Source organism: Klebsiella sp. (assembly GCF_027492335.1).
Classification (GTDB): domain Bacteria; phylum Pseudomonadota; class Gammaproteobacteria; order Enterobacterales; family Enterobacteriaceae; genus Klebsiella; species Klebsiella huaxiensis.
The window spans coordinates 72584-87021 of sequence record NZ_JAPUEW010000079.1 but is presented as its reverse complement, the minus strand read 5'-3'; the positions used below and the strand labels follow the sequence as shown (position 1 = coordinate 87021).

Here is a 14438-nt window from a genome sequence, read left to right as displayed (position 1 = left end):
GAGCCAAAGCTATGAATGTACCTTTTAGCTACTCATCACCCACGCTGAGCGTTGAGGCGTTAAAGCACTCTATTGCTTATAAGCTGATGTTTATCATCGGCAAAGACCCGGCTATCGCTAACAAGCATGAATGGCTCAACGCCACGCTATTCGCCGTTCGCGATCGCATGGTGGAGCGCTGGCTACGCTCAAACCGCGCGCAGCTTTCACAGGAAGTCCGCCAGGTTTACTACCTGTCGATGGAGTTTCTGATTGGTCGTACCTTATCCAATGCGCTGTTATCGCTCGGTATCTATGACGATGTGAACAGCGCGCTGGAAGAGATGGGGCTGAATCTCGAAGAGCTGATCGATGAAGAGAACGACCCCGGTTTAGGTAACGGCGGTCTTGGCCGTCTGGCGGCCTGTTTCCTCGATTCGCTTGCGGCGCTGGGCTTGCCGGGCCGTGGCTACGGTATTCGCTACGACTACGGTATGTTTAAGCAGAATATCGTCGATGGGCGGCAGAAAGAGTCCCCGGATTACTGGCTGGAATACGGTAACCCGTGGGAGTTTGAGCGCCATAATACTCGCTATAAAGTCCGTTTTGGCGGGCGTATTCAGCAGGAAGGTAAAAACTCGCGCTGGGTGGAAACCGAAGAGATCCTCGCTGAAGCCTATGACCAGATTATCCCTGGCTTTGATACCGACGCGACTAACACGCTGCGTTTGTGGAGCGCCCAGGCCAGTAGTGAAATCAACCTTGGGAAATTTAACCAGGGCGACTACTTCGCGGCGGTAGAGGATAAAAACCACTCTGAAAACGTCTCCCGCGTGCTCTATCCGGATGATTCCACCTATTCCGGGCGCGAGCTGCGCTTACGTCAAGAGTATTTCCTCGTTTCGGCGACGGTGCAGGATATCCTCAGCCGTCACTATCAGCTGCATAAAACCTACGCCAATCTGGCGGATAAAATCGCCATTCACCTCAATGACACCCACCCGGTGCTGTCGATTCCGGAGCTGATGCGACTGCTGATTGACGAGCATAAGTTCAGCTGGGATGAGGCGTTTGAGGTGACCTGCCAGGTCTTCTCTTACACCAACCATACCCTGATGAGCGAAGCGCTGGAGACCTGGCCTGTTGAGATGCTGGGTAAAATCCTGCCGCGTCATTTGCAGATTATTTTCGAGATTAATGACTACTTCCTGAAGACCTTGCAGGAACAGTATCCCAGCGATACCGCGCTGTTGGGCCGCACATCGATTATCGATGAGTCTAATGGTCGTCGCGTGCGCATGGCATGGCTGGCGGTGGTTGTTAGCCATAAGGTTAACGGCGTGTCTGAGTTGCACTCCCGGTTGATGGTGGAGTCGCTGTTCGCTGAATTTGCGAAAATTTTCCCGATGCGCTTTACCAACGTCACTAACGGCGTGACGCCTCGCCGCTGGCTGGCGGTGGCCAACCCGCCGTTGTCGAAAGTGCTTGATGAGAATATCGGTCGTACCTGGCGTACCGACCTGAGCCAGCTTAAGGAGCTGGAGCAGCACATTGACTATCCGACGGTGAATAAAGCGGTACGGCAGGCCAAGCTGGAGAACAAGCAGCGGCTGGCGAACTACATCGGCCAGCAGCTTAATGTGGTGGTGAACCCGAAAGCGCTGTTTGACGTGCAGATCAAGCGTATTCACGAGTACAAACGCCAGCTGATGAACGTGCTGCATGTGATTGCTCGCTACAATCGCATTAAGGCCGATCCTGATGCCGAGTGGGTGCCGCGAGTGAATATCTTCGCCGGGAAAGCCGCTTCAGCTTACTACATGGCCAAGCATATTATTCATTTGATCAACGACGTGGCGGCGGTGGTGAATAACGATCCGCAGATCGGCGATAAGCTGAAAGTGGTGTTTATTCCAAACTACAGCGTGAGTCTGGCGCAGCTGATCATCCCGGCGGCAGATCTCTCTGAGCAGATCTCGCTGGCGGGAACAGAAGCGTCCGGGACCAGCAACATGAAGTTCGCGCTCAATGGTGCGTTAACCATCGGTACGCTGGATGGCGCTAACGTTGAGATGCAGGAGCACGTCGGCGAAGACAATATCTTTATCTTCGGTAATACCGCAGAAGAGGTTGAAGCCCTACGGGCCAGCGGCTACAAACCGCGTGATTACTATGAGAAGGATGAAGAGCTGCACCAGGCGCTGACGCAAATTGGTACCGGCCTGTTCAGCCCGTCGGAGCCGGGACGCTACCGGGACCTGCTGGATTCGCTGATTAACTTCGGCGACCACTATCAGGTTCTGGCGGATTACCGTAGCTACGTGGATTGTCAGGACAAGGTGGATGAGCTGTATCGTCATCCGGAAGAATGGGCCAATAAAGCGATGCTGAATATTGCCAATATGGGCTATTTCTCCTCCGACCGTACGATTAAAGAGTACGCCGACCATATCTGGCATATCGATCCGGTCAGGTTGTAGCGGTTTAACGCTTGAGAACGGGGCCAAACGGCCCCGTTTTTTATCGTGGTATATTCGTGGGTATGCCGATATTCGTCTGCTGAATCTATTAGCGGCATTTGGTCTCTGTTATGGAAAAAGGGTTGAGTACTGGTGTATAGTATTAGCAGAAAAATTCATAATTAATTGATAATAATATGAAAAAGATTACGACATCTATTCCGGCCCTCGATAAAATCATGCGCGTATTTGCTTATCTTCTGGAGTGCGATGGCGCAACGTTTACCCAGATCCATCAAAATTCAGGGATTGCGAAAAGCAGTACCTCATCTTTGCTCAACGGCATGGTGGAGCATGGGTTATTACGCCAGGAAAAAGACAAGTATTATCTGGGGTTACGCCTGTATGAATTAGGTAATAAAGCGGCGGAACAGTACGATATTAAAAAAATCGCGTTACCGATCCTTGAAGAGATTCGCGATAACACCGGTCTGACCTGCCATCTTGGCGTTCTGGAAGGCGATGCCCCCATTTATCTTCTGAAAGTCGAAAGCCCACAGGCTATTGTGATTCGAAGCTGGGAGGGCAAACGCCTCTCATTACATAGCTCAGGGCTGGGGAAGGTGCTGATTGCATGGCTTAGCGGGGAAGAGCTGGAGGAATTGCTGCCTCCAGATCAGATCTTAACGCGTTTTACGGATACGACGATCACGGATGTGAATATCCTTAAGCAGGAGTTAGCAGGAATTCGCCGTCGCGGCTGGGGTTATGATAACGAAGAAGACTCCCTTGGCGTGCGCTGCATTGCGGTGCCGGTATTCAATGCGCAGGGGAAAGTGATTGCCGCCTTGAGCGTATCCGGCGTTGCGTTCCAGATCCCCGATGATAAACGCGAGTCGCTTGCTACGCTGATGATGGATGCCAGCCGTAGCCTGACGCGCCTGATGTGCTGAAATAAAAAAACATAGCGGGCAAGAAGCCCGCTTTCGTCATCGCTTAAAGTCCCGCACGCTGTAATACCTGCTTCAGATTCGAAATATGTTCTTCATTTGCCGGCAAAACGGGGGGCATCACGTGGGTTGAAATATCGACTCCGCTAAGCTGAATTGCCTTTTTGATTATCCCGAAGAAAGGCGAATCCAGGCTGTAAATAGTGGAAAGCGCGGACAGCCTGCGCTGTAATCCGAACATTGTCTCATACTCTTTTTCACACCACGCGCGGTAGATCCCGCAGGTTAGCTGCGGCGCAAAGTTCGCTGTCGCTGGGATCCCGCCGTTGCCGCCTAAGATAAGCGTATCCATCATATATTCATCATAGCCGGAGAAAATAACGAAGTCCGGACGCGCAGGCCTGACATTATTGATGATTTCACGAATATGGCTGATATTATCAACGGTATCCTTAATGCCGATAATGTTGGAGTGATCTTGCGCCAGCCGGGTAATTAAATCAACGCTAAGGTCCTGTCCCGTCAGCGCTGGGAAGTTGTAGAGAATGACCGGGCTTTTTATGTTATTAGCCACGGTTTTGAAATGCTGATAAATATACTCATCGGTCAATCTGGCATAGTAGGGATTGAGTACCAAAACGGCATCGACTTCGAGTCGGTCGGCATGCTGACCATACTCAATCACTTCCTGCGTGCTGGTGCTGCTAATACCTAATAGTACTGGAATGCGGCGGTTAATATGACGAACGCAAAACTCTGCGGTTTCCAGACGCAGCGCGTTGGTCATATGGCAAAATTCCCCCCCGCTACCTAGCAGTAATACGCCATTGACCTTGCTTGCAATAAGATGATCCAGCAAGGTCGCCATGCCGACTTTATCTAACTCTCCCTGCGCATTAACAATGGTCGGGACTGGCGGAAATACGCCGTGAAATTTCGTAATCTGAGTCATGTATTGATCCTTAAAACAGGCGAGCCGTAGCCCGCCAGGGATATTATTTAAGCCAGGCTCCGGCCATTAATGATGTTGCATTAGCGGTGAACTGTTTAAAGACGCCGCGACGGTTTGAATAATCTGGTTTCTTCCAGCTTGCCCGACGGTCTTCAAGGCAGCGGCGTATTTCCTCTTCTGTTTTAAACACTCCGTCGATCCCTACGATATTGAGCTTACGACCTTTCACATCCATTTCGATTAAATCACCATCTTCCACCAGGGCAATCGGCCCCCCATCAGCGGCTTCTGGCGAGACGTGTCCGACACACGGCCCGCTGGTCGCTCCAGAGAAACGACCGTCGGTAATCAATGCGACTTTTCCGTCGAGGCGTTTGTCATACACTATGGCATCAGTGGTCATCAGCATTTCCGGTGCGCCAGAGCCTTTTGCGCCTTCGTAGCGAATAAAAATGACGTCGCCGGGTTCGATATGGTTATGGATGATGGCCTGCTGAGCGTCTTCTTCGGAGTTAAAGACCCGAGCCGGACCGGTATGGTGGTGCATATCCGGCGCACAGGCCGCGTATTTAATGACCGCCCCTTCAGGCGCGATGTTGCCTTTCAGTACCGCAATCGACCCTTTTTTGGTGGCATTTTCCGGTTTACGGATCACCTCCTCCGGGCTGACTTTGTAATTGTTGAGGTAACCGTGGTTGCGGGTAAAGAAGCCGGATTGATGGAACATTTCCAGGTTGTCGCCGAGCGTACGGCCAGTCACGGTAAGAACATCAAGATCCAGATAATCGCGCAGATACCATTGCACCATTGGCACGCCGCCCGCGAACCACATCATTTCGGTAACGTATTCACCGCTGGGCTGAATGTTGGTCAGATAAGGGATTTCATTATTGATCCGATCAAACAATTCGGGCTTCAGCTCCCATCCGAGTTCATGAGCGATGGCCGGAAGGTGGATCATCGCATTGGTGCTGCCACCAATAGCTGCATGGACTTTGATAGCATTTTCAAACGCCGCAGGAGTCAGGATCTTATGGGTGGTGATATTTTTCTCCGCCAGATACAGCGCCTGGTGGCCTGCAGTTCTGGCAACGCGGCGAATTTCCGCCAGGGTCGATGGCAGCAGAGCGCTACCAGGCAGGGCTAGCCCCAATGCCTCCGACATGCACTGCATGGTACTGGCAGTTCCCATAAACTGGCAGGCTCCTGCGGTGGGACAACCGCATTGCTGCATGGCTTCCACTTGCTGAATGCCTATTTCGCCTTTCTTCAACTTAGCAGTGATCCCGCCCAGGTCTGAAGTACTCATATTCGGTGCCGGACGCATAGAACCGCCGGGGATATGCAGTAGCGGCAGATTCAAACGTGCTGCGGCAATCAGATGCGCCGGGATAGATTTATCGCAGCTTGAGATCAGAATACCGGCATCATAAGGCACTACTGAGGCATGAATTTCGACCATGTTGGCAATGGCTTCGCGAGATGCCAGGATGTAGTTCATTCCATCGTGGCCTTGACCCCAGCCGTCACAGATATCCGTCACATGGTGACGGACCGCACGACCGCCGCTTTCATGAACACCCAGTACGGCTTCATCGCCCAGTTGGTTAAGATGAAAGCTGCCCGGATGGCTTTCGCCATAGCAATCATCCACCAGGACCTGCAGTTTATTGACATCTTCTTTGCTGTAATTCATTCCAAGACGCAGGGCGTCGAGCTGTGACCACAGATCGCGAGCATGCTGACATTTCTGGCTCATTTGGCGATTCCTTCCTGTTTAAGTGACGCACCCGGCGTCGAGGTGTTAGGCGTGTTGCTGCTACCGGCAGGACGAGCGGTAACAGAAGGCAAGCTGAAAAGCAGTCCAACGGCGATAAGCAGGGCAGCAACCAGTACGGTCATGCCTGCTGTTTGCGAGAACGTCACCGTTAACAGCCCTACGAGGTACGGCCCAATAAAGCCGCCGATGTTGCCCAGGGCGTTGATCGTGCCGCGCACGCCGCCCAGAACGTTGGGGGCGAAGAGTAATGGTGGCAGCGTCCAGAATGGACCGGCATAGGCTTGCAGGAAGAACCCGCAAATAACCATCATGCCGTAGGCGAGCCAGACGTTATCTTTCAGTAATAAGGAGAGGGCGAGGCAGACCGCGAAACCCAGCAGAGGAATAGCCGTGTAAAGGCGGCGATTCATCGTTTTATCACACCATTTGGCGATGTAATACTGACCGATAATGCACAGAACGTAAGGCGCCGCGGTGAGTACCCCAACGATGGTCATGCCGCTACCGGTCAGGTGTTTAATCAGATTTGGCATCCACAGCGCGAAGCCATAGAATCCGACCTGTACGAAGAAATAGATACCAACAAGCTTCCACAGGTTGATGCTTTTTAATACGCTTCGAATGCTACTTTGCTCTCCGCCAATACTCAACGCGCGATCGGCCAGCAATTTTTGTTCGATCCAGGCGCGCTCTTTCGGATCCAGCCACTTTGCCTGATGCGGGTGATCGGAAACCAAAGGTAGCCAGACAAAGAGCAGTCCCAGAGAGAGCAACCCTTCGATGATAAACATCTCCCGCCAGCCGTAGGTTTCAATAAGCCAGCCGGAAAGCGGCCCGGTAATAATAGAGGCGACGGCCAGGTTCATCTGGAAATAGGCGATAGCCCTGGCGCGCTCCTCATTTGGGAACCAGTGGCCAATTAGCGCCAGAATGGCGGGATACACAGCACCTTCCGCCACGCCGAGCACAAAGCGAATAATCAACAACTGCGTCGGTGTCTGAACAAAACCGGTCAGCAGGGCAAAGCCACCCCAGGCGACGATTGTCCAGGCAATTAACTTTTTGGCGCTTAGGCGCTCGGCTATCTGACCGCCGGGAATTTGCAGGAAGATATAACCAATAAAGAAGATCCCGGCGACCAGACCGGCAAAAGAAGCCGTCATGCCTAAATCTTCATCCATGCCACCTGCGATCCCAATGGCGATATTGGTCCTGTCCATATAGGCCACGATATAAACGAGGATCGTGGCTGGAATAATATGCAGCCAGCGCCCTCGTGTGGTCGGTTTCTCTATTTCAATGCTCATCATTGCATCCCTTTAGTATCATAAATTATGTTCTGTATATGGAACTGATGTTCTGTATATTGATACTATGCCGACGTATTCATACAGCGTCAATTCCATACTCTAAGGAAGGTTATATTTTGTGATTTGCTTCAAAAATGAACGGAGATAAGGTGAGAAAGAGCGGATAACCCAATGGAAACTACTCATTGGTCTAATACATAGCCAAAATTGTGCGCTGCCTCACAGGATAAAATTATGCTCTCACCTGGTCATTGTGCGTTCAGAGCAAACAGCATTAAATTCTTTATGTGGAATTTGTGTTCTGTATATTGAACTTTAATGTTTTTTAAGGAGAAACAATGGTTACTACCGCGATCTTTCCGTCACGATATGTTCAGGGTAAAGGAGCGTTGACAACGCATCTCCCGCAGGAATTGGCCGCACTCGGTCATAAGGCACTGATTTTGCAGGATCCTGTTGTTTACAGCACCTACCGGGATGCGGTTGCAACAGCGCTGCACGGGGTGATTGATTTTGATATCGAAGTGTTCAGTAGCGAATGCAGTGATGAGGAAATTGCGCGCATCTCCGCACGTGCGCATGAAATTGGCGCCGATGTGATTGTTGGTATGGGGGGCGGGAAAACCCTGGATACGGCAAAAGCAACCGGCGCCAGCCTGCGACTGCCTATTGCCGTGGTTCCTACACTGGCCTCAACGGATGCGCCCTGCAGTTCACTGGTTGTTATCTATACGCCAGAAGGGGAATTCAAACGCTACCTGATGATTCCACGTAACCCGACGCTTGTGCTGGTGGACAGTAGTATTATTGCTGCCGCGCCGGTACGCTTTTTGGTTTCCGGGATAGGTGATGCGTTGGCAACCTGGTTTGAAGCGGAAGATTGCCGCATCAAAGGGGCCGGTAATATGACCACCAGGCCAGGACCGATGACCGCATTTGAGCTGGCGCGCTTTTGCTACACCACCTTGATGCGCTATGGGCGCCTGGCGAAGCTTGCCTGTGAACAACATCAGGTTACTCCGGCGCTCGAACATGTTATCGAAGCGAATACGCTATTATCCGGGCTCGGTTTTGAAAGCGGTGGGCTGGCGGCGGCGCACGCTATTCATAACGGTCTGACGGTACTGCCCGCCACGCACGAATACTGGCATGGGGAAAAAGTTGCGTTTGGCACGCTGGCAATGCTTATGCTCACCGATAGAGCGCCTGAGCTCATAGAGGAGGTTTATCAGTTTTGCGAAGATATTGGCTTGCCCACCACGCTGACGGATATTGGTCTGGCTGGCGTTAGCGATGATGAACTGCTGGCCGTTGCCAGGGCGTCTTGTCAAACTGGGGAAACGATGCACAACGAGCCGTTTACCATTACGCCGGAGGTCGTGCAGGCGGCATTGCGGGCCGCCGATGCCGTTGGTCAGGCGCGGAAAAAAGCCGCCATCGCTTCGGTCTCTGGCGGAAAGTGATTCAGGAAAGTGTCCGTTAATTAGCATAAGGGGGATAGGTTCCCCCTTTTATCGTGTTTGATGTAAATTTACGACGCCAGCGACAGCTCAGACTTTCCCGCGTGCTGCGCCAGCCATTCGCTGATGCGGGCCTGCTGTTCGGTCGTTAGCCACATTCCTTGCTTAGTTCGCCGCCATATCGCATCGTCCAGGGTTCTCACCCATTCATGCTCGACCAGGTATTTAAGTTCGGCTTCGTAAAACTCGTGACCGAAATCTTCGCCGAGATCGGCCAGTGACGTGGCTTCACCGAGGATCCACTCGCTATTGCTGCCGTAGGTTCGGGTGTAGTGGCGCGCCATTGACTCGCTGATAAATGAGAAGCGACGGCGCAGCTTTGCCGCATAATCATCACGGTCGCTACCGATATCGCCGCCGGGCAGGATTGCGGTTTTGGTCCATGCCGGGCCGATGCCTTTGTAGTAAGGCGCCAGTTTCTCCAGCGCGTGCTCGGCCAGCTTACGATAGGTGGTGAGCTTGCCGCCAAACACCGACAGCAGCGGAGCCTGCCCATTTTCATCATGAATATCAAGAGTGTAATCGCGGGTGATCGCCTGCGGTGAGTCGGATTCGTCATCGCATAGTGGACGCACGCCAGAGTAGGTCCAGACAATATCGTCCCGAGTCAGCGTCTTTTTAAAGTGCGCGTTATAGACGTTCAGCAGGTAGTTAACCTCTTTGTCATCGATCGCCACGGCTTTCGGGTCGCCTTTATATTCCACGTCGGTGGTGCCGATGATAGAGAATTCATCCATCCACGGGATCACGAAAACAATGCGTTTATCTTCGTTTTGCAGGATGTAGGCCTGCTTCTGCGTATGTACACGCGGAACGACAATATGGCTGCCTTTAATCAGACGGATGCCGTATGGCGATGGCAGATGCATACCGTCATCGAAGAATTGTTTGACCCACGGGCCAGTGGCGTTCACCAGACCGCGCGCCTGCCAGGTAAACTTCTCTCCGGTATCGATATCTTCTGCTTCGACGACCCACAACCCATTTTCACGTTTCGCTGAGGTGGCGCGGGTACGCGTGCGAACTTCTCCACCTTTACGTACAACCATCTGGGCATTAGCCAGCACCAAACGTGCGTCGTCGACCCAGCAGTCGGAATATTCGAAACCGCGCACGATTTCAGGTTTTAGTACCGATTCTGTGCCAAAACGCAACCCAGTTGAGCTGGGTAAACTGGTACGTTTGCCCAGATGATCGTACATAAACAAGCCAATACGGATCATCCATGCCGGGCGCAGATGCGGGCGATGCGGTAAACGAAAGCGCATCGGGAAGGCGATGTGCGGAGCCATTTTTAACAACACTTCTCGCTCGGCCAGCGCTTCACTTACCAGGCGGAATTCGTAATGTTCAAGGTAGCGCAGCCCGCCGTGAATCAGCTTTGAGCTGGCGCTGGACGTGGCGCAGGCCAGGTCGTTTGCCTCCAGCATCAGCACGGATAAACCACGCCCTGCGGCGTCTGCCGCGATACCGGCACCGTTGATGCCTCCCCCTATCACAATCAGATCTTTGGTTTCCATGCTCGCCACCTCTTACACTTTCGTTTAAGCTCATAAATGTTCGATATCGCTCAATATAGCAAATAACCGCGCCATTGGTAACATCAAAAAAACATTTCAGAGTGATGTGTGTAACATATTGGCGTTTATTTACCGCCTGGCTGTACACTAGGCGTTAAAATTGCGAGCGCTTATCAGCCGCCTGCCTATATAGAGAAGAGAGCATATGGATCACTTTGAATGTATTAACGTAGAAGAAGCCCACCAGAAAATGCACCAGCAGACGGCGGTGCTGGTGGATATTCGCGACCCGCAGAGCTACGCGATGGGGCACACGCCGGGCTCTTTTCATCTGACCAACGATACGCTGGGTGCGTTTATGCGCGATAACGACTTTGATACGGCCGTTATGGTGATGTGCTATCACGGCAATAGCAGCAAAGGCGCTGCGCAGTATCTGCTGCAGCAGGGTTATGACAAGGTTTACAGCGTAGATGGCGGGTTTGACGCCTGGCATCGGCATTTTCCGGCGGAAGTCGCGCATGGTGTGATGTAGGCGTTAGCGCGCCATGAGCTATAATGTCTCCCTTTGTGTGGAATAAGCGATCCGCTGCATGTTAATGATTACCTCTTTTGCCAACCCCCGCGTGGCCCAGGCGTTTGTCGACTATATGGCGACGCAGGGGATAATTCTGACTATTCAACAACATACGCAGAGCGATGTCTGGCTTGCTGATGAGAGCCAGGCCGGGCGAGTTCATGCCGAGCTGGCCCGCTTTCTGGAAAATCCTGCCGATCCGCGCTATCTGGCTGCCAGCTGGCAGTCGGGACACACCAACAGCGGGCTGCACTATCAGCGTTTCCCCTTTTTAGCGACGCTTCGCCATAACGCCGGGCCGTTTACATGGGGGATTTTATTCGCCTGTATTGCAGTGTTTTTGTTGCAAACGGTTATTGGCGATCAGCCGGTTATGCTACTTCTGGCCTGGCCCTATGATCCTTCGCTGAAATTTGAGGTATGGCGCTACTTTAGCCATGCGCTCATGCACTTCTCACTGATGCATATTCTGTTCAACCTGCTATGGTGGTGGTACCTCGGCGGGGCGGTGGAAAAACGCATTGGCAGCGGCAAGCTGGTGGTGATTACGGTAATCAGCGCCTTGCTGAGCGGCTTTGTCCAGCATCAGTTTAGCGGCCCGTGGTTTGGCGGTTTGTCCGGTGTGGTTTATGCGCTGATGGGCTACGTCTGGCTGCGAGGCGAGCGCGATCCGCAAAGCGGCATTTTTTTGCAGCGCGGCTTGATACTCTTCTCTTTAGTATGGTTAATTGCTGGCTGGTTTGACGTTTTCGGCATGTCGATCGCGAACGGCGCTCATGTGGCGGGTCTGGTGACCGGGCTGGCGATGGCGTTTGTTGATACGCAGAATGTGCGAAAACGAACGTAGAGACTCCCAGGGATATTTCATGAAACAAACACAACGTCATGACGCGATTATCGAGCTGGTAAAAAAACAGGGATACGTCAGCACTGAAGAGCTGGTCGAGCAGTTTGCCGTCAGCCCGCAGACTATTCGTCGCGATCTGAATGACTTAGCTGACCAAAAAATGATTCTGCGCCACCATGGCGGCGCAGCGCTGCCTTCCAGCTCGGTGAACACCTCCTGGCATGACAGAAAGTCGACCCAGACTCAGGAGAAAGAGCGCATCGCCCGCAAGGTAGCGAGCGAAATCCCCGATGGCGCGACGCTGTTTATTGATATCGGAACCACGCCGGAAGCCGTGGCGCACGCGCTGCTCAACCATAACGATCTGCGCGTCGTGACTAATAACCTGAACGTTGCCAATACGCTCATGGCGAAAGAGGATTTCCGCATTATTCTGGCTGGCGGTGAACTGCGCAGCCGGGATGGCGGTATTATCGGCGAAGCTACCCTGGACTTTATCTCCCAGTTCCGCCTGGATTTCGGCATTCTCGGCATCAGCGGAATCGACAGCGACGGTTCCCTGCTGGAGTTCGACTACCACGAAGTGCGCACCAAGCGGGCGATTATCGAAAACTCTCGTCACGTCATGCTGGTCGTTGACCACTCAAAATTTGGCCGCAACGCAATGGTTAATATGGGTAGCATCAGCATGGTTGATGCGGTCTACACCGACGTGATGCCTCCCGCTGGCGTGCTGAAGGTGATTACCGACAACAACCTTCAACTGGAGCTGTGCTGATTCTTCAGTATTTCCCAGGTCAGGCCAAAGCGCGCCAGATATTTTCGCAGCCGGTCAGCGTCATTGACCGTGGTTTTGCCAAGGCGTGAAACGTTAAATAGCTGGCGTCCGGCATCGGAGATGGTTGTTGCCTGCTGACATATGGCAATCACGTTTTGCAGATGCAGGCGGTCGAACAGGTCCAGATTTTCCGCCTCTGCCCCTAATAGCACATCGAGCACTGAGGGGCGGTTATCATTCCAGCTGTAGCGCAGGCGCTCAATCTCATCCTCTACCGTGTTCACAGTGATGCGACCGTTCTCCGCCAGGGTTGCCATGCGGGTGACGCTGGCGGAAAGCTCGCGGAAGTTGCCGCTCCACGCCGCCTGCGGTGAGGTGGCGAAGGCCAGCCAGGCACGACGCGCTTCGGTATTGAAACGCACGCTGTCGCCGGTTAGCGCCGCGTGACGCTCAATTTCATAGTCGAGGTTGGGTTCGATATCTTCACGGCGCTGGCGCAGACCCGGCAGTTCAAACGTCCACAGATTGATACGCGCATACAGATCCTCGCGGAATTTACCCTGGGCAACCAGCTGGCGTAAATCACGCACGGTCCCGGCGATAAGCTGGAAATCACTGCTCACCTGCTGGTCGCTGCCGAAGGGATAAAAGCGTTTTTCTTCTATTGCCTTAAGCAGCATCGCCTGTTCATCGGCGCCCAGCTCACCAATTTCATCCAGAAAAAGCATCCCACTGTTCGCGCTGCGTAGCAGACCGGCCCGCTCTTCCCGCGCGCCGGTAAACGCGCCTTTAGCATGGCCAAATAAGGTCGACATGGCGGTATCGCCGCGCAGAGTTGCGCAGTTGACCTCGACAAATGGGCCGTTGAATTGATGGCGAGCCAGCTTTAATTCGTAGATCCGGCGGGCCAGAAATGATTTGCCCGCGCCGGTCGGGCCGTTAAGCAACATGGGGGAACGGGAGCGGATGGCAACGTGCTCAATATGCTCGATCATGCGGTTGAAATGCGGGTTACGGGTCTCGATACCGGATTTCAGGAAGTTAAGCGTCTCTTCGCGCTCCTGGGCAAAGCGGCTGGCGATATCGTTGTAACGGCTTAGATCGAGGTCGATGATCGTCACTTCGCCCGTGCTATGCGGCTTATCTTTCTTACGCGGTGGTGAGGTTTGGGCTAACCGCGCCGGGAGATAGCGTGCTTCGGCCAGTAAAAACCAGCAGATCTGGGCGACGTGGGTGCCGGTAGTGATGTGAATCAGATAGTCTTCATCTTCAGGATGGAACCTGTGGCTGCGGGCGAAATCATGCAGGCAGGCGTAAACCTCTTCGAAGTCCCATGGATTGCGGATGGCTATCTCGACGCCGATGACTTCCGTTTCCGGCGATACGCTGGCGATATCCTGTTTTAAGGTTTCAAACAGTCCCCGTGAACGCGCGTCGTACAACAGCTCAAGGCGATGGACGACTAACGTTTCCTGTTGGCACAGGCTTAAGGTTGGTCGCCATTTTTCCCAGCGTTGGCTGCCGCGGCCAACATAATCCAATACCGTACCGACAAAACCAAAGGCTACCGTTTTACGCATCTTAGATTTCCTTATAAAAGACGATATTTAATTATCGTCTTTTGGCTTCTGCCGTGCAGTGGTTTTTTCGTTAAAACGTAGGTGAAAATAATTAATCCATAAAAATCAATGAAATATAATTAAATTTAAAATCTGGCACGGTGGTTGCAATAGTCATGGTATGGAGAATAACGGAAATGGGAAAAC

The 14438-nt window shown here is 52.7% G+C and carries 11 protein-coding genes; 6 read left to right on the top strand and 5 right to left on the bottom strand.

What is annotated here, in order from left to right:
• Positions 1-11: 11 nt before the first annotated feature.
• Both glgP and QVF11_RS23655 read left to right on the top strand, forming a co-directional pair.
• A complete protein-coding gene (gene glgP / locus QVF11_RS23660) occupies positions 12-2459 on the top strand; it encodes a glycogen phosphorylase (RefSeq protein ID WP_287859690.1) in 2448 nt (815 codons plus the stop codon).
• 176 nt (positions 2460-2635) lie between these two features.
• A complete protein-coding gene (locus QVF11_RS23655) occupies positions 2636-3391 on the top strand; it encodes an IclR family transcriptional regulator (protein ID WP_110274930.1) in 756 nt (251 codons plus the stop codon).
• Positions 3392-3434: 43 nt separating this feature from the next.
• Here the strand turns inward: QVF11_RS23655 and QVF11_RS23650 are convergent, their stop codons facing one another.
• The 3 genes from QVF11_RS23650 to QVF11_RS23640 are packed head-to-tail and all read right to left on the bottom strand — an operon-like array spanning position 3435 to position 7430.
• Positions 3435-4340: a dihydrodipicolinate synthase family protein gene (locus QVF11_RS23650; protein ID WP_142513337.1), complete on the bottom strand. Its 906-nt coding sequence runs from the start codon at positions 4338-4340 to the stop codon at positions 3435-3437.
• Positions 4341-4383: 43 nt separating this feature from the next.
• Complete coding sequence (gene ilvD, locus QVF11_RS23645; RefSeq protein ID WP_287859686.1) at positions 4384-6099, bottom strand: dihydroxy-acid dehydratase; 1716 nt, start codon at positions 6097-6099, stop codon at positions 4384-4386.
• Positions 6096-7430 (bottom strand): MFS transporter, encoded by a 1335-nt coding sequence (locus QVF11_RS23640; protein WP_058653091.1) that lies wholly within the window; start codon positions 7428-7430, stop codon positions 6096-6098. The genes ilvD and QVF11_RS23640 overlap by 4 nt, the downstream gene beginning before the upstream one ends.
• A gap of 338 nt (positions 7431-7768) precedes the next feature.
• Here QVF11_RS23640 and QVF11_RS23635 point away from each other — a divergent pair, with 338 nt between their 5' ends.
• Complete coding sequence (locus QVF11_RS23635) at positions 7769-8893, top strand: glycerol dehydrogenase (protein ID WP_287859681.1); 1125 nt, start codon at positions 7769-7771, stop codon at positions 8891-8893.
• A 68-nt stretch (positions 8894-8961) separates the two neighbouring features.
• On the opposite strand, the gene glpD is transcribed toward QVF11_RS23635, so the two are convergent.
• Positions 8962-10470, bottom strand: coding sequence for a glycerol-3-phosphate dehydrogenase (gene glpD, locus QVF11_RS23630; protein WP_287859678.1), 1509 nt, complete (start codon positions 10468-10470; stop codon positions 8962-8964).
• Positions 10471-10675: 205 nt separating this feature from the next.
• On the opposite strand from glpD, the gene glpE reads away from it, so the two are divergent.
• The 3 genes from glpE to QVF11_RS23615 are packed head-to-tail and all read left to right on the top strand — an operon-like array spanning position 10676 to position 12672.
• Positions 10676-11005: a thiosulfate sulfurtransferase GlpE gene (gene glpE, locus QVF11_RS23625; protein WP_112214791.1), complete on the top strand. Its 330-nt coding sequence runs from the start codon at positions 10676-10678 to the stop codon at positions 11003-11005.
• A 58-nt stretch (positions 11006-11063) separates the two neighbouring features.
• Positions 11064-11894, top strand: coding sequence for a rhomboid family intramembrane serine protease GlpG (gene glpG, locus QVF11_RS23620; protein WP_112214790.1), 831 nt, complete (start codon positions 11064-11066; stop codon positions 11892-11894).
• A gap of 19 nt (positions 11895-11913) precedes the next feature.
• A complete protein-coding gene (locus QVF11_RS23615; protein ID WP_112214789.1) occupies positions 11914-12672 on the top strand; it encodes a DeoR/GlpR family transcriptional regulator in 759 nt (252 codons plus the stop codon).
• Here the strand turns inward: QVF11_RS23615 and rtcR are convergent.
• Positions 12654-14252, bottom strand: coding sequence for an RNA repair transcriptional activator RtcR (rtcR, locus tag QVF11_RS23610; protein WP_287859673.1), 1599 nt, complete (start codon positions 14250-14252; stop codon positions 12654-12656). The genes QVF11_RS23615 and rtcR overlap by 19 nt on opposite strands.
• Between the last annotated feature and the right edge of the window lie 186 nt (positions 14253-14438).